A 22,415-nucleotide genomic window follows, 5' to 3' on the forward strand; every position below is an offset into this window, starting at 1 on the left:
CGCCGATCAGGGGACGATGATGTCGAATCCCGGGTCACTCGCGGTGAGCACCGCGGTGAGGGATGCGAGGACGGATGCGTCGCCCGAGAGCTCGACGCCAGGGCTGGCGCTGTCGCCGCCGACGAGCGCCAGCAGGCGCGGCTTCGTCAGGGCCAGCGTCGCGCCCGCCGTCGACGCATCCGCCGGCTTGGCGATGTAGACGAGCACCCCGTTGCGCAGCGTCACGCGGAAGTTGCGGCCTTCGTCCGTCACGGTGATGTCGAGCGCGAGGTCGAGGTCCCAGGCCCGCGGGCCGTCGACCGAGATCGCGACCGCGTCGAGCAGCTGCTCCGTGGTCAGCTGCGCCAGGATGCCGGGTGCGGCGGCTGTGGCCGGTGTGCCGAAGTTGCCCTCCCGCAGCTCGGTCGCACCCGAGAGGAAGAAGTTCCGCCACGTGGCGTTCTCGGCGCCGTAGGCGAGCTGCTCGAGCGTCGCCGCGTAGAGGTCGCGCGCGCCCGCGTGGTCGGAGTCGGTGAACACGGCGTGATCGAGGAGGGTCGCGGCCCAACGGAAGTCGCCCTCGTCGTACGCCACGTGCGCGAGCTCCACGACGCGGTCGATACCGCCGATCGCCGCCACATAGCGTTCGGCCTGCGCCTTCGGCGGGTGGGGCCAGAGGCGAGCCGGATTGCCGTCGAACCAGCCCATGTACCGCTGGTAGATCGCCTTCACGTTGTGGCTGACGCTGCCGTAATACCCGCGCGCATGCCAGGCGTTCTCGAGGGCGGGGGGCAGCTGGATCTCCTCGGCGATCTCCGCACCGGTCATGCCCCGGTTGAGCATGCGGAGGGTCTGGTCGTGGAGGTAGGCGTAGAGGTCGCGCTGCAGGCCGAGGAACTCGCGCAGCTCGGCGTTGCCCCACGTGGGCCAGTGATGGGATGCGAACACGACGTCCGCGCGGTCGCCGTAGCGCTCGATCGCCTCGGTGAGATACCCCGACCACCCGTGCGGGTCGCGCACCAGCGCTCCACGGAGAGTCAGCAGGTTGTGCAGCGTGTGCGTCGCGTTCTCGGCCATGCACAGCGCGCGCAGTTGCGGGAACAGGAAGTGCATCTCGGCCGGAGCCTCGGTGCTCGGGGCCATCTGGAACTCGATCTCGACGCCGTCGATCGTGTGGGTCTCGCCCGTCCTCGAGATCTCGAGCGTCGGCGGGATGATGCCCGGATGACCGGTGGAGGTCGTCGGGCCGAGACCGGCGCCGACCGCCCCGCGTGGTCCGCGCGCGAGAGCCGCGCCGTACATGTAGCCCGCCCGCCGGGACATCGCGGTGCCGGCGAAGACGTTCTCGGCCACCGCCTCGGCGACGGTGCCCTCGGGTGCGATGATCTGCACGGCTCCCGAGGCGACCTCGTCCTCGCTGACGATTCCGAGCACGCCGCCGAAGTGGTCGACGTGGCTGTGCGAGAAGATGACGGCCTTCACCGGCCGGTCGCCTCGGTGCCGGCGGTAGAGCTCGAGGGCGGTCGCCGCCGTCTCCTTCGAGATCAGCGGGTCGATGACGATGACCCCGCTGTCCGACTCGACGAAGCTGACGTTCGACAGGTCGAATCCACGCACTTGGTAGATGCCCGGAACGACCTCGAACAAGCCGTGCTTCGCGGCGAGCGTTGACTGCCGCCAGAGGCTCGGGTGGACGGTGTCGGGGGATTCGCCCGTGAGGAAGTCGAAGCTGTCGGCATCCCACACCGTCTTGCCCTCCGCGTCGCGGATGAGGCACGGGCTCAGTGTGCCGACGAATCCCCGCTCGACCGCCTCGATATCGCGCGCATCCGCGAAGGGCAGCGATGCACGCGCCGCCGCCTGCTGTTCCACGATCGTCGGGTGCGCGTCGTTCTGGCCCACGATGTCCTCCAGGATGAGAGGCCGATGGGCGAGAGCGGTCCGCCCGACTTCAGCGTGGCATAGGGCGACCCCGCTTGTTAAGCGTCGAAGGCGTCCGCGGACGTGAACATCCGGAGAGGGATGCCTCAGCCGGCGCTGACAGCCTGCCCGCAGATGCCGCACACTCCCGTGGGCGGGACCTCGACGAAGCAGTCCGGGCAGATCGCCCGCGGCCGCTCGACGCTCGGCGTGCGGCGCGGCGCGCGCTCGACCGACGAGCGCGGAGACGAGCGGCGTGCGGCCGTGGCCGGAGGAGCAGGAGTCGCCGCCGGGGCCTCGAACACAGGGACATGCTCGGCGCAGTAGAACCGCACATCACCGTCGTGGTGGTTCGGGTGGTGGCCCTTGACCGCCCACAGCTCGGTGCGGGGCCACGGATCCGAGCCGAACCCGCATCCCGAGCACCGGGCCGGGTCGCCGGGCAGGATGTCGGCCACCAGCACCGGCGTGTTGAACGGGAGGGAGCCGCGCCAGTCCGCGCTCGAAGTCACCTTCATGTGCCACCATCTCCGCGGGCGAACAAACCCGTCCCGTTAACGGTAACCGTATAGTTGTGCCATGGCCGACCCCCGTGGCGGTTCGGTGCCGGTGGGCTCTCTCGCAGGCCTCGACGTCGATCCGAGCGCGGAACAGGTCTACCGGGCCATCGTTTCGGGCGGGGCTGCCGACCGCGCCGGCATCGCCGCCCGACTGAGGATGTCGCCCGCCGAGACGGATGCCCGGATCGCAGCACTCGCTCACGCGGGACTCGTCGACGTCGACGTCGACGGCCGCATCGAGGCGCTGCCGCCGACTCTGGCCTTCGGCGGTCTGCTCGCGCGGCGTGAGCAGCAGATCCGAGACGCCCGGGTGGCGCTCGATGAACTGGCCGACGAATACCGCCGAGCCCGTGAGCTGAAGGTCTCCGACGGCATCGAGATCGTTCGAGGCCGCCGAGAGATCGCCAGCTGGATCAACTACCTCCTCCTGTCCGGTAGCGAACAATTCCGACTGTTCGCCAAGCCGCCGTTCGCGGTCTTCGGCCTCTCCGAGAGCGACACCGAGCGCGAAGTGGCGGGCCGCGGTCTGCGCGAGCGGATCATCATCGAACGCATCGTGCTCGACGAGCCGGCGGCGGAGAAGGACCTGCTCACCTCCCTCGATCGCGGGCAGGAGATCCGGATGGTGCAGTCGCTGCCGGGGAAGCTTCTCATCGTCGACGACTCGGCGGCCATCGTGCAACTCGACGAGGGCGGGCCGGCGCACTCCGAGATCGCGGTCGTGCGGTCCGGCGGGCTACTGGACTGCCTGACGTTCAGCTTCGAGAGCCTGTGGCGCTCGGCGATGCAGCTGCGGGAGGGCCCGGGCGGCACCGTTGATCCTTCTCTCGTGTCGCCGAATGACCTCGCCGACCCGGCGGACCGCGAAGTGCTCACACTGCTGCTGGCCGGGTACACCGACGCCGCGGTCGCCATGCGACTCGGGATCAGTCAGCGGACGGTGCAGCGACGCGTCCGACGACTCATGGACTTGGCCGGGACCGACTCCCGCGTGCTCCTCGGATGGCATGCACGGGACCGCGGCTGGCTGTAGACGACACAGAACACAGCGTCCCGCCGAACCCGGTGCCGGCCCGGCGGGACGCCGTGGTGCGGATCTACTTGCCCAGATCCGCCGGGATGCTGAGCATCACGGTGCTGGAGGTCGCGCGGTTCGCGCCGCCTTCGCCGTAGATCATCAGCTGGTGGTGGTTGTTGATGTCGAAGCTGTAGGTCGGCAGGAAGTAGCTGCCCTCATCGACCGGGACCATGCCCGACAGGTCCCACAGCCGGCCCTGCGGATCCCACAGCGCGGACACCGCGAAGTCGGGGTCGAGTTCGACCGTTCCGAGGACCCAGCCGTCGTCGGTGACCTTCTCACCGGTCGCGTTGTACCCGTAGTCGGCGAGGCGCTTCATGCCGCCGGCCTGGGTCCACACGAACGCGTCGTCACCGCTGGTTCCGACGACCGTGCCGGAGGCGTTGACGTCATTGGCCTGCGCCGACGACTGCCCGGGCAGCGTGCCGAGGTCGTGCACGGCGCCGGTCGAGGCATCCCACGTCACCGCGTGCGGGGCGTGATCCGCCGCGAGCGAGTTGCCCACGATCATCCCGGCATCGTTGATCGCGCGCGGCTGATCGCCCGAGAGATCGGTCGACAGGTGGTCCAGCTTGCTGAACGTCCCGTCCGCGCTCCGGACGAACCCGTCGCTGTAGTTGTGGTACTTGCCGTCGGACTCCTTGATCGTCAGTTCCGAGAAGCCGGTGACCACCCCGCCGCCGTTGATGCCCGTGGCATATCCGGTCGTGTACGGCCGCCAAGCCGGAACGCCCAGCATGGACAGCGAGCCGTCCTTCCCCCACTCGGCCGGGACGTAGTGCATCGCGCTGTCGGTCACGATGCCGACCGCCGTCTGACCCTCGTTCATGGCGAGAGCAGATCCGTACTTGCTCGTGCCGAGGGCGAGGTTGGTCAGGCCGTCCTGCGCCGTCCAGATCGCCGGGGTCATGCGGGCGTTGTACTGCCGATCGCCGGCGACCACACCGCTGTCGTTCATGGCCGCACCGACGAACGGCGCGCCCCACTTGACCACGTCGAGCTGAGGCACGACGACCTTCGTGACCGCCACATCGGCCGCTCCGATGATCGTGCCGTACTGGTTGGCGACACGCACCCGGCCGACCATGGGGTCGCTCGTCAGCTGCCGCGCGGTGGCGGTCAGCGCCCCGACGACGGGCATGGACTGGCCAGACGCCAGGCCGAATGTCGCGTCGGACTTCGGCGCGACCGTGCCCTGACCGGTCGAATACATCTCCTGGTGGTAGTCGAACGTGACGCTGTCTGCGGGCACGGTGACACCGGCGACGACGATGAAATAGGTTCCGGGCTGCGGATCGTCGATGACGACGTGCTCGGGCGTATCGCCGGTCGCGGTGCTCTGGCCGATCGGGGCTCCGTTGAAGTACACGTACAGGTCCAGATCCGCCGAGGTCCGTGGCGTCAGCGTCGCGTCCAGGCGCGTCGTCCCCCGCGGGACGAAGAGCTGGTTCGCCGTGATCTGACCCTGCGAGACGGTCGAGAAGAGGTTGCGGACCGCTCCGACCTCGCCGGTCGCCACATGCGCGTCGACCGGGCCGAAGGTGTTCGTGCCCGTCGAGGTGACGTCCGTCGGAGCATTCATGGTCACCGAGTCCAGCGTCGTCCTCCCCGGGTTGAAGGTCATTCCCTGCAGTGAGACCGCGGCCGTGAAGGTGTTGACGTCCGTACCCGAGGTGCGGCGCGCCTCGATGACGAACTCCCACACGCCGGCCTTGGGCCGATAGACCGGCCGGGCGGTGGCGGTGCAGTTCCCCGGGTCGGTGTATCCGGTGTAGCAGTGGTTGCTCGCATTCGAGTCCGCCGGCATCCCGTCAGGATCGATGGGAAGGATGCGGACCTGGCTTCCCGCCGCGACCCCGGTGAGCGTCATCTGAAGCGCCTCGACACCCTCCGGCACCGCCACCAGCAGCGACGTGGCTCCCGTGCGCGGCAGGGTGCCGGAGGCGGTGACCGCGTAGTCGGGCGCGGCGAGAGGTGTGGTCGCGAGGACGGTGACCTCGACGAACTGGTCGATGCCGACCGTGGCCGGATCGTCGATCGTCATGATCGCGCTGTGCACGCCCGGAGTCGTCGCGGTCGCGGTGATCGTGACGTCGGCGGACTTGCCGGTCTGCAGGGGCACGGCGGCGCGGGCGCTGAAGGTGCCGTCATTGCCGATCCAGCCGATCCGATGGACGACGCTTCCCGAGGCGCCGCTCGTGCGCGTGACTGCGACCTTGTACGTCTTCGGGACGCCGGTGACCTGGCCCCCTTCGGTCGGCAGGCATCGGTTGTAGACGCCCGGGCCGCTGCTCGGGTTTGCCAGCATGCCCGACAGTGAAGTGCACACGGGAGCGGAGACCGACAGCTCGTTCACGGACACCGTCCGGGCGAGCTGCTTCCACGCGGCGACGGTATCGATGACCCCGGCGCCCTGCGCGATGGTCGGCACTCCGGGAATGGCCCGCGCAGTGCCGGTGAGGGCGGTCTTCAGCGCAGCCGGGCTCACGGTGACCGAACCGGCCTTGGCGGCCGATAGCAGGAGTGCTGCGGATCCGGCGACCTCGGGGGCCGCCATGGAGGTGCCGTTGAGCATGCCGTAGCCGGCCGGAAGGGAGTAGCCGGCCTCGGGAACGGGCTCGCCCGCGAGCCACGTGGGGATCGACGAGACGGCGGCGCCCGGAGCGGACACCTCGGGGGCGAGTTCGCCGTTCTCGGCGGGACCGCGAGAGGAGAAGCCGAAGATGTTCTCCTTCAGAGACACCTTCGACCCGTAGTCGGCCCACCAGGTGTCGGAGCTGACGGATGCCGCAACCGAGATGGCCTTCGTGGCGACCGACGGGGAGCTCACCGTGTTGGTGCCGAGCCCCGAGTTGCCGGCGGCCACGATGATCTGCACGCCGTACGTGTCGATGAGCTGGTTGTACAGCTGGGCGATCACGTCTGAGCCGTCGTTGAGTGCCGGAAGTCCGCCGACCGACAGGTTGACGACGTCGACGTGGTGGTTCGTGACGAGGTCGATCATGCCTTCGGTGAGCGCGGCCTGCGTGCAGCCGCCTCCCCACGTGCAGGCGCGGGCGGAGACGATCTGCGCGCCGGGCGCGGCTCCACGCATCTCGCCGCCGAACATCGACGTGCCAGCGATGATGCCGGCCACGTGGGTGGCGTGCGAGGCGACCGGGAGACCGATGTTGACGTAGTTCGCCGTCTTGCCGACGTTGCTCCCGCCCAGCGGCGAGAGGTCCACGCTGTCGCGGTACTGCACGACGAACGGAATCCGCTCATTGACCGCGGTCGCGGGGTTGTCGGCGCCGAAGTGCCCGATCTGGTGGTCGACGGCGTACGGCGTCATCGCCGGCTCGTCGGTGAAGTCCTGGTTGTTGTTCGAATCGACCCAGATCCTGTGCGTGGAGGGCTCATAGAGGACCCCGAACCGGCCGTTGGTGCTGCCGTCGTGGTCGAGGTCGCCGTTGAAGTCGCTGCCCAGGGTCGAGCCCTCATAGAAGTAGCCGAACTGGAAGTCGCCGCTGGGTGCCTTCCAGGTCTTCCCTGAAGAGGTGAAGGATGGGCCGCTCTTCGCGATCGACATCCGGATCCAGGTGCCGTCGCCGTCGGTGACGGGATCGGTCTCGGTCACCCAATCGGCGATCTTGGGCTTGCCGTCGCTCGTCTTCTGGAGTGCGGGGTGGTCGATGTCGACACCGGTGTCCAGCACACCGACGACGGTCCCGCGGCCGTCCCAGGTCGGGTTCGCGTCGGTGAAGGCGGTGGCGCCGGTCTCGCTGATGGGGAGATAGGGGTTGTCCGCAGGGGTGCTCGCGTCCGGGGCTGCGGGCCCGGCGGACAGAGCCCGCACGCCCGGGGTGCCGAGGTCCGGAACCGGGATCTTGTAGGTGCGGTCGAGGTCGATGGCCTTCACGATCGACATGCCGGCCAGGCCACTCACGCTGTCCGTCGGCACCGTCGCCCTGATGTAGCCCAGGCTGGCCGTCACCGAGCCGACGGTACCACCGGCCTTGCGCACGGCGGCGACGACATCGTCGGTCGCGCCCTTGCGGGCCAGCATCAGGACGGTGACCGTCTTCTTCTTCGCGGCCTGCGCCTGCTGAAGGAGCTTGGTGTCCGAATCGCCGAGCTTCGCGGTGGCATCCGACGAGGAGCTGGTCGAGTCGATCGGCTTGAACCCGGATCCCTGGTCGGGCTGATACGGGTCCGAGGTGCCGACCGAGCGTCCGTCCACCGCGGCCGACAGATGCCCGGGCGCCGGGATGCTCTGCCGACCTGGTGCGCCGGGGCCGTACGGATCGGGGGATGCCGAGCCGGCCGCGCCGAATGCTCCCGTCGGGGAGATCACCAGCCCTGCCACGACCAGCGCCGCGCATGCGGTGCCGATCAGTGTTCTACGTGTCCTCATCATGCTCCTTGGGGATTGGCCGGGGGGATCGGGTGTCGACGTCGACGTCGCGGGCTGGGGTGCCGCGAGCATCCGGCGATCCTGACGGCGGGGAACTCGCGTCCGAATCTGTCAGCGTGGCGAAGACAGGGTCAATCGAATCGCTCGGCGGTTAGGCGACATGTCGTCAATCCGCCCAGCCCGACCATCGTGGGGATCCGTGTTCGGCAGCGGCGTAGGTTGAAGGGATGACCCGCATCCTCGCCGTCACGAACGGCTATGTCGTCCCTGTCAGCTCCGACCCCATCGACAACGGCACGGTCGTGGTGACCGACGGTGTCATCACCGCCATCGGCGGATCCGGCACACCGATCCCCGAGGGGGCCGAGGTGGTCGACGCGTCCGGGAGCTGGGTGGTGCCCGGGTTCGTCGAGTCGCACGGACACCTCGGGGTGCACGAGGACGGCGAAGGCTGGTCGGGCAACGACACGAACGAGATGACCGATCCGAACGGCTCGCGCTTCCGCGCGATCGACGGCATCGACATCGAGGAGGTCGGCTTCCGCGACGCGCTCCGCGGCGGCGTGACGACGGTCGTCATCAAGCCCGGATCGGGCAACCCGATCGGCGGCCGTACGGTCGCCGTCAAGACGTGGGGCGGACGCACGGTGGATGAGCAGGTGCTCGCCCACGACGTCTCCGTCAAATCCGCGCTCGGCGAGAACCCGAAGCGGGTCTGGGGCGACAAGAGCAAGACGCCGTCGACGCGGCTGGGCGTCGCCTCCGTCCTGCGCGACGCCTTCGTGGCCGCGCAGGCCTATTCGCAGAAGCGGGATGCGGCGGCCGCCAAGGACGAGCCGTTCGAGCGCGACCTCGGCAAGGAGACGCTCGCGGCAGTGCTGTCGGGCGAACTGCTGTGGGACCAGCACTGCCACCGGCACGACGACATCGCCACGGCGATCCGCATCTCCGAGGAGTTCGGTTACGGGCTGATCGTCAATCACGGCACCGAGGCGCACAAGATCGCCGATGTCCTCGCCGAGAAGAACATTCCCGTGATCTTCGGCCCGCTGCTCACCTCCCGCTCGAAGGTCGAGCTTCGCGACCGCGCCATCGGCAACCTCGCACTCATCGCCGAGGCGGGCGTCAAGGTCGCCATCACCACGGACCACCCGGTCGTGCCGATCGACCAGCTGCGTCTGCAGGCGATCCTGGCGGTGCGCGACGGACTGCCGGCATCCACCGCCCTCGACGCGCTCACCCGGAACCCCGCCGAGATCCTGCGTCTCGATGAGCGCGTCGGCGCACTCGAGGAGGGTCGCGACGGCGACATCGTGCTGTGGTCGGGCGACCCGCTCGAGGTGGACTCGCGCGTGCAGCGGGTCTTCATCGAGGGTCGCGCCGTCTACGAGCCGGCTGATGGGGGCGACGCCCCGCGTGTGGTCGAGCGCTGGTCCCGATTCGGCCGGTCGTCCTGGATGGGCTGACCGGGATCAGCCGAGCGAGGCGCTCGCGGTGCGCAGGTCGTCGAGGGCGGCCAGGATGAGCTCCGCGAGCGCCTCGCCGTCGTCGCGATCGCCGACGGACCACTGCGCGAAGCCGCGCTTGAACGCGAGGACGCCGAGCTCCGCCGCGACATGGGCCGGCAGATCGGGGATGCCGCGGGCCTCCAAGGCATCCGTCATCGCCGCCGAGAGGCCGACGGACTTGAGGGCGTCGCGCTCCTGCAGCTCGGCGCTCGCCGAGATGGCGGCTGCGAGACGAGGCGCGAGCTCGCGGTTGAAGCGTCCCATGGCGAGGGCCGCATTCCGCAGACCGCCCGCCACCGCCTCGAGCGGCGAGGCTCCGTCCGGAGCATCGGCGATGCCCTCGCCGAGGAGCCTGCTCAGGGTCTCCTGGCCGGCGACGAGCACCTCGCGCTTGTCCGAGAAGTGCCGGAAGAAGGTGCTGCGCGTGACGCCCGCGCGCTCGGCGATCTGCGCGACCGTCGTCTCGTCGTAGCCCTGCTCGGTGAACAGGTCGGCGGCGGCGAGCACGAGGCGTTCGCGCGCGCCGGGTTCCCATCGAGCCATACTGGGAGTCTAGTTGATGCGACACTTATCCCATCACTCTGCTACAGTGATGGGACAATAGTCTCATCACTGAGGGGAGCCCCATGCGCGTCTTCATCACCGGAGGTACCGGCCTGATCGGCTCGGCCGTCGTCGCCGAGCTGCTCGGCCACGGCCACACCGTGCTCGCACTGGCGCGATCAGACTCGGCGGCCGGGGCGCTCGAGGCGGCCGGAGCCGAGCCCCTGCGTGGCAGCCTGGCCGATCTCGACACCCTGCGCGCCGGAGCGCGCCGGTCCGAGGGCGTCATCCACCTCGCGTTCGGCCACGACTTCACGACTCCGGAGGCGATCGCCGCCGCCATCGCCGAAGAGAATGCCGCCGTCGGCGCGATGGGGCAGGAGCTGGGCGGCACCGACCGTCCCCTCGTGACCGTGGCCGGAACACCCGCTGTGCCCGGACGCCCCTCGACCGAAGCCGATCCGCAGCCGGCCTCGGGGCCCGTCGCCGGCCGTGCCATCACGGTGCAGTCGGTGCTCGACCTGGCGGGCGCTCGCGGCATCGCGGTCCGGATGCCCCGGACGGTCCACAACAACGGCGCCGGCGGGTTCGCCGGCATCCTCACGCGGATGGCGCGCGCCTCGGGCGTCGCGGGCTACCCGGGCGACGGCGCGCAGCGCTGGCCTGCCGTGCACGCGCTCGACGCCGCCGCGCTGTTCCGGCTCGCTCTCGAGAGTGCACCCGCCGGCACCGCGTGGCACGCGGTCGCCGACGAGGGCGTGGCGGTGGCCGACATGGCCGAGGTGATCGGCCGTCGCCTCGAGGTTCCGGTGCGGTCCCTTCCGGTGGAGGCGTTCGGGCCGCTCGGCGTCGCGTTCGCGACCGACCAGCCGTCGTCCAGCGCGTACACCCGGGAGACGCTCGGATGGACGCCGACGCATCCCGGCCTGCTCGAGGACCTCGAGAACATCCAGCGCTGATCCGGCCGGACCGGCGCACTCACCCCGGGAGCGCTCGTCGCGCGCGGATCTCCGAGAGGGTGACGATGCCGACGACGACCGCCGCCGTCGCCGCGATGGCCCAGATCGCCGGGATGACGAAGGCCGCCGCGCCCACGACGAGCGGCAGTGCGAGCGCGGGCACCGCCCATGGCCGCACGGTGCGCCAGGGTCTCCCGTAGCGCAGCGAGATGGCGGCGTTCGTGCCGTAGAAGAGGATGACCCCGGCGCCGAGCGAGACCGCCGACGCCGGCAGCAGGGGTGCCTGCGGCGCGTCGATGGCGAGCGACACCGCGCCCGCGAGCATCATGATCCCGGCCACCAGGAGGAAGGGCAGGAACGCGACCGTCTCCACGACACCTCGGGCGTCGCCACGGCCGACGAGCTGCTCGAGACCGCTGCGCATCGCATCGATGCCGAACATGAACATCGCCCAGGCGAGTCCGGCGGTGACGACGAAGGCGAGCACTCCGACGACGGCCGACAGCGGAGTGAACGACTCCGAGACGGCGACGACGATCGCCAGGACGGACTCGCCGAGCGCGATGATCACCAGCGTGCCGAAGCGGTCGGCGAGGTGCTCGATGTTGATGGTGCCGATGCGCCGCAGCAGGCCGGGGGCGGATGCCACGAGCAGCGAGATCTCGATTGCGATGGCGATGGCCCACAGCACGAAGCGCAGCGGCGACGGCGTGAACGCCGACGCGAGCCAGATCACGCCGGTGCCGCCGTTGTATGCGAGCACCCGCAGCCGCGAGACGACTCCTGTGCTCCAGCTGCGCCGCACCCACAGCAGCAGCATGACGGCCCGCAGCGCCGCATTGCCGAGCGCGAACAACCATGCCCGCTCGCCGACCGCCTCCGGCGCGGCGACGGCGATCACCCCGACGGCGGCCATCGCGGACAGCATGTAGCCGGCCAGTGTGCGCCGCGACAGGCCCTCCTGGATGTTGATCGTGAAGGTGAGGTTCACCCACGACCACCAGACGGATGCGAAGAGCCCGAGGAAGACGCCGAGCTCCGCGAACGTGGGCTCGCTGCGCAGACCCGCCGACAACTGCCCGATCAGCGCCACGAAGACGAGGTCGAAGAACAGCTCCATCCAGTCGGCGCGCGACGCATCCCGTTCCTGGATGCGCAACGGCGCCGACCGGCGAGGCATGCGACCATCATGCCGCCGCCCACCCGCGGACGGCGGTCAGTCGTCGTGCTTGCGGCCGTAGCGGCGGATGTACTGCACCACGAAGACGACGAGTGTGCCCGCCAGGATGATGGCGGTGCTCGCGTACAGGAGCGACTGCTCCAGAGGGCTCACGACGTCAGACTAACCCGCCGTCACGGGCACGCGGGCGAGTGGGGCTGCCACGACGCTGTCCCGCCCGGTGAGCGCGGCCTAGAGTGGGCGCCATGGTCGACAGCGGAGTGGACAGCGACGCGGGCGGCGTCATCCGGATCGACGTCGCGGACGCGCCGCCGCCCTCGGGTACCGGATGCGTCGAGTGCGACGCCGTGGACGGCTGGTGGGTCCACCTGCGCCGGTGCGTCGAGTGCGGGCACGTCGGATGCTGCGACGACTCCCTCGAACGCCACTCCCGGCGTCATTTCGCGTCGACGGGCCACCGGTACATCCAGACCTTCGAGCCGGGCGAGGAATGGTTCTGGGATTTCGAGGCCGATGCGTACGTCGAGGGCTCTTCGCTGCCCCCGCCGCAGAGCCACCCCGCGACGCAGACCGTACCGGGGCCGGCCGATCGCGTGCCCGAAGACTGGCAGCGCCTGCTGCTGCAGCGCCGGATCGACGAGGGCTGACGCCCGTCAGGCGATCGGCGCGTCGCGGATCTCGGATGTGAGGCTCGTGCCGTTGACTTCGAGGTACGCGCGACGCTCCGTGACCGACAGCGTCAGCGCGTTGCGCCGCTCGACAGCCGCGGCCGCGGCGTCGATGAAGCCCGGCTCGAAGCTGTGCAGCACGACGGCCTCGGCGTTGTGGATCTTCTTGCCGGACCACTGCGCCGCCACCTTCACGGGGTCGCGGTGGGTGTAGACGGCGGCGCGGCCGGCGAGCTTGCTGCCGTAGTGGAGGCGCGCAGCATCCGGCGCCCCGACCTCGATCCAGGCCGTGACCGCGCCCGTGAGATCGCGGATCAGCACGGCGGGCTCGTCGGTCGCGGCCACACCCTCGCTGAACTCGATGCCCTCCTCGTACTCGAGCAGGTAGGCGAGCACGCGCGTCATCATGAAGGCGTCGGTCTCGGAGGGATGCCGCGCCACGCGCAGCGTCAGCGTCTCGTAGACGCCGCGATCCACGTCCGCCAGCTCGACGTCGAACGTGAGCATCGTCGCACCGGCAGCCATGAGCACTGAGCCTACCCGGCGGCCACGGTCAGCCCAGCGTCTCGCCCAGCCACTCGAGGATGTCGGCCATCGCCTCCGGATCCAGCTCGGCGGAGTCGTCGTTGTACGGCGTGCCGCGGCCGGCGAGCACCTCCTCGCGCGTGTGCGGCTCGTGCTTGAGCACGTGGTTCGCGTCGACGGGGAAGGTGAATGCGACGTTCGCCATGCCGGTCGCGGCCTCCTGCAGCCGGGCGCCATCGGCGTGCACGTCGATCTGGACGTCCTTGCCCCCGATCAGGACGAGCGTCGGGACCGTCACGCGCGGCAGCGAGTGCGTGGCATCCTCCGTCCACAGCTCGCGTGCGAACGGGAGGTTGGCGGGAGTCTCGAAGCCGGCGAACACCATCCGCACCTGCTCGGGCAGCCGCTCGTCCGGAGCGATCGGCTCACCCGCGGCGTATCGCCCCGCCGCCTGCTCGACGAGGGGGATGAGCTCGGGCGACCCGGCGAGCTGCTGCGACAGCTGCGCGACGACCACCGTGCCGATGGAGCGACCGGGCGCGCCCGTCAGGACGAGGGCGGAGAACGGATGCGCCTGCTCCGACGTCGCGTAGTGCAGCACGTGGAGGCATCCCTCGCTGTTGCCGAGACCCGCGAGGCGGGCAGCATCCACATCGGGATCGGCCGTCAGCCGCGCTGTCGCGGCAACCAGCTCGTCGAGGTGCGACTGCATGCTGATGCGCCCGATCATGGCGGGGAGGTTCTCGCGCACGTGCGGGCCGGACGCCCGCTTGTCGTAGCGCAAGGTCGCATAGCCGGTCTCGGCCAGCGCCTCCGCGATGAGTCGTGCGCTTCCGTTGGTGCCCGGAAGGAGCGGGGAGTTCCAGTCGCGGTCGGTCGGCCCGCTGCCGGCGACCAGCACGACGCCCGGGAACGGGCCTTCTCCGCGCGGCTTCACGATCGTGCCGAACATCGTGATGCCGTCCAGCACCCATGACACCTCGGTCGCGATCGTCATGACGGCGATCCTGCCCCTGCGCGGCCCGCGCGCGCGTCGCCGCGCACAACGAAGAGCGCGGACGGGATGTCGGCATCCTCCGTCAGCAGATCGAAGCGGCGCCAGCCCTCCCCGTCCTCGAGCGCGATGGCGGCGATGACGTCGTCGCTCCGCTCGCGACTCAGGCGCGGCGACCACTCCGATCTCTCGTCGACCATGAGGTTGACCGCGTGACAGCGACCCGTGAGAGCGACGAGCTGCGTGCGCGCATCGCCTTCGAACTGGAACGGGCGGCACTCGGCGCATTCGCGCTGCTCGTCGTCGACGGAGAGCATGACCGCTCCGCCGACGGGCACGAAGGTGCGGCGCATCCCCGGCAGCGGTGAGAACGTGCCCGGCTGCTCGAGGTCGGCGACGCTCAGCCGCCACCGCGCGCCCGGACCGCCGACGCCCTCGCTCTCGTCGAAGGCGACGAGCTCGGTCGTCGCGCCTCCTCCGTTGGCCCACGGCGTCGGGGGCAGGTCTGCGAATCGCTTCAGGATCGGCATGCGCTCACCGTACCCGCAGCGGGGCGGTACCGTCGCAGAGGAGAGGTGAGGCGATGTCGCACGCGCGGGTCGTGGATGCCGGCGAGGGCAGCCGCATCCTGCGCGCACCCCTGCGGATCGGCGCGTTCGAGGTGCGGAACCGGATCATGCAGGCTGCGCACTCCAAGCAGTACTCCGACCGCGTCGAGTCCGACCGCGAGACCGCGTACTTCGTGCGTCGCGCGCTGGGCGGGTGCGCGCTGTTCGTCGCGGGCAACCAGCTCGTGCACCCCACCGGATCGATCCGCAACTTCGAGGACGCGTTCCGTCCCGAGGCGGTCGACGCGGATCGACGGATGACGGATGCCGTGCACGCCGCCGGCGCGAAGATGCTCGTCCAGCTGAACCACCACGGAGCGCAGGCGCAGCCCGACGGCCCGTTCGGGCCGCGCTCGGTGTACGCGCCGTCGCGGTCGATCTCGCCGTCGACGGGGCGCGCGACGCGGGAGATGAGCACCGGCGACATCGCGGAGTTCGTGGAGGCCTGGGCCACGAGCGCCGAGCTCGCGCGGCTCGGCGGCTTCGACGGCGTCGAGATCCACATGGCGCACAGCTACCTGCTCCACCAGTTCCTGTCCCCGCTGTACAACGAGCGCTCCGACGCATATGGCGGCGACCTCGAGGGCCGCACCCGGTTCCCCCGCGAGGTGCTGCGCGCGGTGCGCGCCCGCGTCGGTGACGACTTCACGGTGGGCGTGCGGATCGTCGCGAACGAGTTCCATGACGGCGGCCTGGATGCGGGCGCCTGCCGGGACGTCATCGCGGCCTTGCGCGCCGAGGCGCGCATCGACTTCCTCGACCTCGCCGCGGGCGGGTACCACGACGTCCACTACGTCTTCCCGTCGTCGCCGATGCCGATCGCCTGGCTGCGCGACGAGACAGCCGCGGTGAATACCGCGAACCCCGACATCCCGGTCTTCGGCGTGGGTGCCGCGCTCTCCGTGGAGGCGGCGGCGGAGGTCGTGGAAGCGGGCATCGCCGACATGGTGGCGCTCACCCGGGGCCAGCTCGCCGACCCCGACCTCGCGCACAAGCTCCTCTCGGGACGGACCGACGAGATCGAGCACTGCATCCGGCTGAATCAGGGATGCCTCGGCCGCGGCAGCCGCGGACTGCCGGTCACGTGCACCGTCAATCCGGTGGCCGGGCGCGAGAGCGTGCGGCCACCGCGCCCACGCGCCGAACGACCCGGGCACTGGGTCGTCGTCGGCGGGGGGCCCGCCGGCATGCGGGCCGCGGTCGAGCTCGCCCGGGACGGGCATCGCGTGCGGCTGGTGGAGCGCCGCGACCGACTCGGCGGTCAGCTGCTGTCCGCGATGCGGGTGCCCGGCCGCGAGAGCATCGGTCTGCTCCTCGACGATCTTCAGCGGGATCTGCACGTCCTCGGCGTCGAGGTGCTCCTCGGAGTCCCTGCGCACGCGGTGGCGGAGAAGATGGATGCCGCGGACGGCATTGTCGTGGCGACGGGAGCCGCGCCGGCTCGCTTCGCGGTGCTGGGCAGCACCTGGACGGGCGGGATGCCGGCATCCGTCGTCGATCCGTTCACGGCCCTCGACCTGCCGGACCCCGTCGGCCGACGGGTGGCGCTCGTGGACTCCGACGGCACGGCCTTCGCCGCGGGCGTCGCGCTCGCGGTGGCCGAGCACGTGCAGCGGCTCGATGTCGTCACCGGGTTCGAGACGCCGTTCCCGCACGTCGGTCCCGGCTACGACAGGCAGCTCCTGCTGCGGCGGCTGATCGCCTCGGGACGCGTCACGCGGCGGACCGGTCGGAGCGTCGAGGGGCTTCCGGATGGCCGGCTGCGCGTCCGGGACCGGTTGTCGGGCGAGATCGAGGAGCTCGACGACCTGGATGCGGTGGTCGCCGTGGAGCCGCGGAGGTCTGTGCTGCCCGAGCGCATTCCCGCCGGCGCATACATCATCGGAGACGCGCACTCGCCCCGCGACATCGACGCGGCGATCCATGAGGCGGTGGAGACGGCGTACGCCGTCGCCGGCGTCGGAGGGCCCGAATAGGCTCGACGCATGTCCGTCACCACCCGCCGCATGCAGGACCTCACCGTCGAGGATCACACCATCACCGTCCCGCTCGTCTGGGGCGATGCATCCGATTCGCGCACCATCGACGTCCACGCGGCCGTCGTCACGCGAGAGGGCGGCGAGAGCCTGCCGTTCCTCGTCTTCCTGCAGGGCGGCCCCGGCAACGAGTCGCCGACGCCGTTCCACTCGCCGTCCGCACCGTCGTGGCTGGATGACGCACTCGCGCACCACCGCGTCGTGCTGATCGACCAGCGCGGCACGGGCCGGTCGACGCCGCTCGGCGATGCCGACCTGTCCCTGGGAACCGACGCCGTCGTGGAGCGCATCACCCACCTGCGGGCCGATTCGATCGTGCGGGACTGCGAGGCGATGCGCGAGCACCTCGGAGCCGCGACCTGGAGCGTTCTGGGGCAGTCCTTCGGCGGCTTCACGACGCTGTCGTATCTGTCGACGGATGCCGCGTCCCTCGAGCACGCGTACATCACCGGCGGCCTCAGCGCGATCGGCCGCCACCCCGATGAGATCTACGCGCTCACCTACGACAAGATGCGCACCGAGTCCGAGCGGTACTACCGGCGGTTCCCGGAGCACCGGGATGCGATGCGCCGTCTCGCCGATCTCGCTTACTCCGGCGGCATCGTGCTGCCGAACGGCGAGGTCGTGTCGGTGTCGCGGCTGCGTTCGCTCGGCATGCTCCTCGGCGGCAACGACGGGTGGCAGACCCTGTGGTCGCTTCTCGAGCACGATCCTCGGACGAACGCGTTCCGGTACGACCTGGCGGCGGCCCTCCCGTACGGTGCGCGGAACCCGCTGTACTACGTGTTCCACGAGTCGAGCTACGCCGACGGCTTCGCCACCCGCTGGTCGGCGGAGCGCGTCGAGCCGGACGACTTCCGCGACGACCCGACGCTGCTGACCGGCGAGCACGTCCGCCGCGAGTGGGCCGACACCGTGCCCGGCCTGCAGCCGTGGCGCGAAGTGACCCTGGCCGTCGCCGACGTCGAGTGGCCGCAGCTCTACGACGCCGAGAGGATCGCCGGGTCCGGGGTGCGCGGGGCGGCCGCCGTCTACGTGCACGACGTCTTCGTGCCGTGGGAGTTCTCGATGGAGACCGCGACGCTGGTGCCCGGCATCCATCCGTGGATCACGAGCGAGCACGAGCACAACGGGCTGCGTGCCGGCGCCGTGCTGCCGCGGCTCGTCGACCTGGCCCACGGCCTCCGGGTGCGCTGAGGCCGTGGAGACGCGGGAGGCGTACGACCTCGCTGCCGCGAACTACGCCGAGGAGATCCCCGACACGACGTTCGAGTCCGAGATCGATCTCGCGATGATCGGGCTCTTCGTCGAGCTGCTCGGCGAGCGGGTGCAGGTGCTCGACGCGGGCTGCGGGACCGGCCGGATGACGACCCATCTCCGGGCGCTGCATCCCCCACTCGAGCTCACCGGCGTCGACCTCTCGCCCGGGATGCTCGCCCAGGCCCGGGTCGCCGTGCCGGACGTCGAGTTCGTCGAGGGCGATCTGAGGGCGATGCCCTTCGCGGACGCATCCTTCGACGGCGTGCTCGCGTGGTACTCGATCATCCACACCCGGGACGACGGCCTCCCGGCCGTGTTCGCCGAGCTGCGCCGCGCGCTGCGGCCGGCGGGCCCGCTGCTGGTGGGGTTCCAGGCGGGCTCCGGCGAGCGTCTCATCCAGCACGCCTACGGCCACGACCTCGACCTCCTCGCCTACCGGCACGACGTCGACGCGGTCGCCGACGCCCTCACACAGACCGGGTTCGAGGTGCACACCCGGCTCGACCGCAGCCCCCGCGGCGAGTTCGAGCGCAGCCACCAGGGCTTCGTCCTGGCTGTCGCGTCGTAGCGGCCCGGTCAGACGAGGAGGACGAGCAATCCGAGCACGGCGCTCGCGATCGACGCGACGAGCATCACCAGCGCCGGGGCGAAGTTCTCCTTGCGGCGGACATGCACCGAGATCGCTCCGATCATGAGGATCGCAAGGCACACGGCCGCGGTCGGTGCGAGCAGCGGAAGGATGCCGGTCGCCAGTGGCACGATCAACCCCACGGCACCGAGCAGCTCGGCGGCGCCGAGCAGGCGGATGACGGGCGCCGAGAAGTCGTCGGTCCACGCGAGACCCATCGCACGCAGCCGGGGCTTCGGTACGAACGCCTTGAGCGAGCCCGTGCCGAGGAAGCCGATCGCCGCGAAGACGTTGACGATCCAGAGCGCGAGAATCACGACGTCAGCCTGTCGCGCAGGAACTCGACGACGCGGTCGCGGGCCGCGGCGGCCGAGTTCGGCGGGTCGGTGCGCACCTCGGTCGTGAGCACCGAGTGGGCGTGCGCCGAATAGCCGTCGGGGTTGCCCGGCGACGAGTCGAGCTCGATGACCTCGAACGCGTCGCCCAGACTGCGCCGCAGCGTCTCGAAGCGGGCGGCAGGGGCTGCCGCATCCTGGCTGAATCGCAGCCCGAGTACGCAGAGGCCGTCCGTACGTGTGCGCTCCACCACCGTCTGCAGCTCCGCGGGCGACATGCCCGGATCCGTCCGGCGGCTCGCGCCCACGGAAAAGGGCACCGACGGCTCGGCCATCACCGGCGCGTTCACGGTCGGCTCGACAGCCGTCGCGAGGGCGAAGCCGCCGGTGAAGCACATCCCGAGCACCCCGACGCCCGTGCCCGGTGTGCGCCCCGCGAGGTCCGCGGCGAGCGCACGCAGGTAGTCGGTCACAGGGCGGTGCGCGTTGCGGGCGAACGCGCGCATCTCGGCGGAGACGCATATGCGCGCGACCGTGCCGAGGACGTAGCCCACCGAGTCGCCGCGTCCCGGCGTGCCGAACAGCGACGGGATCACCACCGTGAACCCCGACCCGACGAGGTGGTCGGCCAGCCCGAGGACTTCGGGTGTGATGCCGGGGATCTCCGGGATCACGACGACCCCGGGCCCGTCGCCCTTCTCGTAGCAGTCGTGATTCAGCCCGTGCGCGGCGAACGGATACCGCCGCCAGCCGTCGAGCGTCGATGTCGGCGCGCCCATCAGCGGGCCTCGAAGATCGCGCCGGGATTGAGGATGCCGTCCGGATCGAGCGCGAGCTTGATCCGCTCGGCGATCTCGAGGGCGTCGTCGCCGATCTGCTCGCGCAGCCACGGCCGCTTCATGCGTCCGACGCCGTGCTCGCCCGAGATCGTGCCGCCGAGCGAGATCGCAAGCGACATGATCTCGCCGTAGGCGAGCTCGGCGCGCTCGGCGGCCACCGCGTCCGTCGGGTCGAAGACGACGAGGGGATGCGTGTTCCCGTCGCCCGCGTGGGCCAGCATCGCGATGGTGACCTCGCGGTCGCGGGAGATGGCATCCACTCCCGCGATGAGGTCGCCGAGCCGAGGCAGCGGCACACCCACGTCGGATAGCAGCAGTCGTCCACGGCGCTCGACGGCCGGAATGGCGGCGCGACGGGCGGCGGCCAGGGCCTCTCCTTCCGCGCGCCCGGTTTCGGCCACCTCGCAGGCGCCGTGCCGGCGGAAGGCGTCGATCATGAACGCCACATCGCGACCGTCGGGATCGAGATCGTCAGAGCCGCCCAGCACGAGGGCGGCGGCATCCCGGTCCAGGCCCCTGCCGAGCAGATCCTCGACGGCGTCGATGCACGTGCGGTCCATGTACTCGAGCAGCGACGGGCGGATCGTCGTCGAGATCTCCGCGATCGCCGCTGCCGCGGCCTCGATGCTCGCGAACCACGCCGCGACGATCCGCGGCGCCGGCGCGGCGGGCAGAAGCCGCAGGGTGATCTCGGTGATGACGCCGAGGGTGCCCTCGCTGCCGACGAAGAGCTTCGTGAGCGACAGGCCGGCGACGTCCTTGATGAGCGGCCCGCCCAGGCGCAGCGCGCGGCCGTCGGCGAGGACGACCTCGAGACCCAGCACGTAGTCGACGGTGACCCCGTACTTCACGCAGCACAGGCCGCCGGCGTTGGTCGCGATGTTGCCGCCGATCGAGCAGATCTCGTACGAGGCCGGGTCGGGCGGGTACCACAGGCCCTCCGCGGCCGCTGCGGCCTTCAGCTCGGCGTTCAGCAGACCCGGCTGCACGGTGGCGGTGCGCGTCGTCCGGTCGATGCGCAGGTCGCGCATGCGCTCCGTCGACAGCACGATGCCGCCGTCGACGGCGGATGCTCCGCCCGAGAGGCCGGTGCCCGCTCCGCGCGGAACGATCGGGATGCCGTGGGCGGCCGCCCATCGCACCACCGCCTGCACCTCGGCCGTCGTGCGCGGCAGCGCGACCGCGAGCGGAACGCCTGCCGTCGGGTCCAGCGCGCGATCCCGCCGGTACGCCTCGACGGCGTCCGCGCCGACGAGGAGTGCGTCGCCGGGCAGCTGGGCCGAGAGTTCGGCCAGGGCATCGGAGCTCATGACCCGATCGTAGGGCGCGGCATCCATCGACCGTCTCTCGACGGTGACAGCTGAGGCACCGCGCGGGCCGCTCATCTGTCACGATCCTGGGCTCGGGGCCGTGATGGTGACAGTTGAGCGAGCAGGAAGGCTGCGTGCAGGCTGTGTGCAGGCCGCTCATCTGTCACGATCCTGGGCTCGGGGCCGTGATGGTGACAGTTGAGCGAGCAGGAAGGCTGTGTGCAGGCTGTGTGCGGGCCGCTCATCTGTCACGATCCTCGGCTCGGGGCCGTGATGGTGACAGTTGAGGCTGTGTGCGGGCCGCTCATCTGTCACGATCCTGGGCTCGGGGCCGTGATGGTGACAGTTGAGGCTGTGTGCGGGCCGCTCATCTGTCACGATCCTGGGCTCGGGGCCGTGATGGTGACAGGTGAGCGAGCAGTGAGGCTGCGTGCAGGCTGTGTGCGGGCCGCTCATCTGTCACGATCCTCGGCTCGGGGCCGTGATGGTGACAGTTGAGCGAGCAGGAAGGCGGACCGCTCAGGCCGCAGCCTTGCGCACCAGGTCGGCGATCCGCTTCTCGGTCTCGGGGGTGAGAGCCGTCAGGGCGAATGCGGTCGGCCACATGTCCCCGTCGTCGAGCGCGGCCGGCGCCTCGAACTCGAACGTCGCGTACCGGACCTTGAACTTGCTCGACGGCTTGAAGAAGCAGACGACCTTGCCGTCCGCGTTCGCGTAGGCGGCGAAGCCGTAGTACGTCTTCGGGGCCAGGTGCGGCGCGGTCTCCGTCACGATGCGGTGCACGCCGGCGGCGAGCTCCTTGTCGAGGCCGTCGAGCTTGGCGATCGCCTCCTCGACGGCGGCGAGGCCCGCCGCGCGGTCCTTGCCCGCCTTCTCCTGGGCGCGCAGCTCCTTCGCGCGGTTCTTCACGGCGTCGCGCTCGATCTGCGACAGTGTCTCGGCCATCTCGCCACTCTCCTTGTTTGCGGGGATGACTCGATGCTAAGAGGGACCTCAAGGCGGGCGCTTCTCCGATCCTGACCGATCGATCGGACCTCGACCAAGGGGGGCGGATGGGAGGCCCTGCCGATGCCCCGACCGCAAGGGCCTCCC

General features: G+C 70.6%; 19 protein-coding genes. 7 read left to right on the top strand and 12 right to left on the bottom strand.

The window, feature by feature from the left end; translation table 11 throughout:
* Positions 1–6 precede the first annotated feature (6 nt).
* Together SM116_RS01600 and SM116_RS01605 are read right to left on the bottom strand one after the other, a co-directional pair.
* Positions 7–1,881 carry an alkyl/aryl-sulfatase gene (locus tag SM116_RS01600; RefSeq protein ID WP_320942721.1) on the bottom strand — a complete coding sequence of 625 codons (1,875 nt, stop codon included), beginning with the start codon at positions 1,879–1,881 and terminating at the stop codon, positions 7–9.
* A 125-nt stretch (positions 1,882–2,006) separates the two neighbouring features.
* On the bottom strand, positions 2,007–2,417 hold the full coding sequence (locus tag SM116_RS01605; RefSeq protein WP_320942722.1) for a glucose-6-phosphate dehydrogenase: 411 nt from the start codon (positions 2,415–2,417) through the stop codon (positions 2,007–2,009).
* Positions 2,418–2,478: 61 nt separating this feature from the next.
* On the opposite strand from SM116_RS01605, the gene SM116_RS01610 reads away from it, so the two are divergent.
* Entirely contained in the window at positions 2,479–3,492 is a 1,014-nt protein-coding gene (locus tag SM116_RS01610) for a TrmB family transcriptional regulator (protein ID WP_320942723.1), read from the top strand.
* A 64-nt stretch (positions 3,493–3,556) separates the two neighbouring features.
* On the opposite strand, the gene SM116_RS01615 is transcribed toward SM116_RS01610, so the two are convergent.
* Positions 3,557–7,933 carry a S8 family serine peptidase gene (locus SM116_RS01615; protein ID WP_320942724.1) on the bottom strand — a complete coding sequence of 1,459 codons (4,377 nt, stop codon included), beginning with the start codon at positions 7,931–7,933 and terminating at the stop codon, positions 3,557–3,559.
* 224 nt (positions 7,934–8,157) lie between these two features.
* On the opposite strand from SM116_RS01615, the gene SM116_RS01620 reads away from it, so the two are divergent.
* Positions 8,158–9,396, top strand: coding sequence for an amidohydrolase (locus tag SM116_RS01620; protein WP_320942725.1), 1,239 nt, complete (start codon positions 8,158–8,160; stop codon positions 9,394–9,396).
* A gap of 6 nt (positions 9,397–9,402) precedes the next feature.
* On the opposite strand, the gene SM116_RS01625 is transcribed toward SM116_RS01620, so the two are convergent.
* Positions 9,403–9,981, bottom strand: coding sequence for a TetR/AcrR family transcriptional regulator (locus SM116_RS01625; RefSeq protein WP_320942726.1), 579 nt, complete (start codon positions 9,979–9,981; stop codon positions 9,403–9,405).
* Between the two features lie 83 nt (positions 9,982–10,064).
* Here SM116_RS01625 and SM116_RS01630 point away from each other — a divergent pair, with 83 nt between their 5' ends.
* Positions 10,065–10,940 (top strand): SDR family oxidoreductase, encoded by an 876-nt coding sequence (locus tag SM116_RS01630; RefSeq protein WP_320942727.1) that lies wholly within the window; start codon positions 10,065–10,067, stop codon positions 10,938–10,940.
* Positions 10,941–10,959: 19 nt separating this feature from the next.
* Here the strand turns inward: SM116_RS01630 and SM116_RS01635 are convergent, their stop codons facing one another.
* Positions 10,960–12,120, bottom strand: a complete 1,161-nt coding sequence (locus tag SM116_RS01635; protein WP_320942728.1) for a low temperature requirement protein A — start codon at positions 12,118–12,120, stop codon at positions 10,960–10,962.
* A 245-nt stretch (positions 12,121–12,365) separates the two neighbouring features.
* Here SM116_RS01635 and SM116_RS01640 point away from each other — a divergent pair, with 245 nt between their 5' ends.
* Positions 12,366–12,767 carry a UBP-type zinc finger domain-containing protein gene (locus SM116_RS01640; protein WP_320942729.1) on the top strand — a complete coding sequence of 134 codons (402 nt, stop codon included), beginning with the start codon at positions 12,366–12,368 and terminating at the stop codon, positions 12,765–12,767.
* A 6-nt stretch (positions 12,768–12,773) separates the two neighbouring features.
* Here the strand turns inward: SM116_RS01640 and SM116_RS01645 are convergent, their stop codons facing one another.
* Genes SM116_RS01645 through SM116_RS01655 form a run of 3 tightly spaced genes read right to left on the bottom strand, consistent with a single transcriptional unit; the run spans position 12,774 to position 14,837 of the window.
* A complete protein-coding gene (locus SM116_RS01645) occupies positions 12,774–13,313 on the bottom strand; it encodes a YaeQ family protein (RefSeq protein ID WP_320942730.1) in 540 nt (179 codons plus the stop codon).
* A 28-nt stretch (positions 13,314–13,341) separates the two neighbouring features.
* Positions 13,342–14,310, bottom strand: a complete 969-nt coding sequence (locus tag SM116_RS01650) for an alpha/beta hydrolase family protein (RefSeq protein WP_320942731.1) — start codon at positions 14,308–14,310, stop codon at positions 13,342–13,344.
* Entirely contained in the window at positions 14,307–14,837 is a 531-nt protein-coding gene (locus SM116_RS01655; protein ID WP_320942732.1) for a HutD/Ves family protein, read from the bottom strand. The genes SM116_RS01650 and SM116_RS01655 overlap by 4 nt, the downstream gene beginning before the upstream one ends.
* Before the next feature lie 53 nt (positions 14,838–14,890).
* Here SM116_RS01655 and SM116_RS01660 point away from each other — a divergent pair, with 53 nt between their 5' ends.
* The 3 genes from SM116_RS01660 to SM116_RS01670 are packed head-to-tail and all read left to right on the top strand — an operon-like array spanning position 14,891 to position 18,779.
* Positions 14,891–16,891, top strand: a complete 2,001-nt coding sequence (locus SM116_RS01660) for an oxidoreductase (protein WP_320942733.1) — start codon at positions 14,891–14,893, stop codon at positions 16,889–16,891.
* 9 nt (positions 16,892–16,900) lie between these two features.
* Positions 16,901–18,148, top strand: a complete 1,248-nt coding sequence (locus SM116_RS01665; protein WP_320942734.1) for an alpha/beta fold hydrolase — start codon at positions 16,901–16,903, stop codon at positions 18,146–18,148.
* Positions 18,149–18,152: 4 nt separating this feature from the next.
* Positions 18,153–18,779, top strand: coding sequence for a class I SAM-dependent methyltransferase (locus tag SM116_RS01670; protein ID WP_320942735.1), 627 nt, complete (start codon positions 18,153–18,155; stop codon positions 18,777–18,779).
* A gap of 8 nt (positions 18,780–18,787) precedes the next feature.
* Here SM116_RS01670 and SM116_RS01675 read toward each other — a convergent pair whose 3' ends face one another.
* The 4 genes from SM116_RS01675 to SM116_RS01690 all read right to left on the bottom strand — a co-directional run bounded on the left by SM116_RS01675 (position 18,788) and on the right by SM116_RS01690 (position 22,268).
* Positions 18,788–19,156, bottom strand: a complete 369-nt coding sequence (locus SM116_RS01675; protein ID WP_320942736.1) for a DoxX family protein — start codon at positions 19,154–19,156, stop codon at positions 18,788–18,790.
* A complete protein-coding gene (locus SM116_RS01680; RefSeq protein ID WP_320942737.1) occupies positions 19,153–19,953 on the bottom strand; it encodes a dienelactone hydrolase family protein in 801 nt (266 codons plus the stop codon). The genes SM116_RS01675 and SM116_RS01680 overlap by 4 nt, the downstream gene beginning before the upstream one ends.
* Entirely contained in the window at positions 19,953–21,323 is a 1,371-nt protein-coding gene (locus SM116_RS01685) for an FAD-binding oxidoreductase (RefSeq protein WP_320942738.1), read from the bottom strand. The genes SM116_RS01680 and SM116_RS01685 overlap by 1 nt, the downstream gene beginning before the upstream one ends.
* A 519-nt stretch (positions 21,324–21,842) precedes the next feature.
* Entirely contained in the window at positions 21,843–22,268 is a 426-nt protein-coding gene (locus SM116_RS01690) for a hypothetical protein (RefSeq protein ID WP_320942739.1), read from the bottom strand.
* Positions 22,269–22,415 lie beyond the last annotated feature (147 nt).

Source organism: Microbacterium rhizosphaerae (genome assembly GCF_034120055.1).
Lineage (GTDB): Bacteria > Actinomycetota > Actinomycetes > Actinomycetales > Microbacteriaceae > Microbacterium > Microbacterium rhizosphaerae.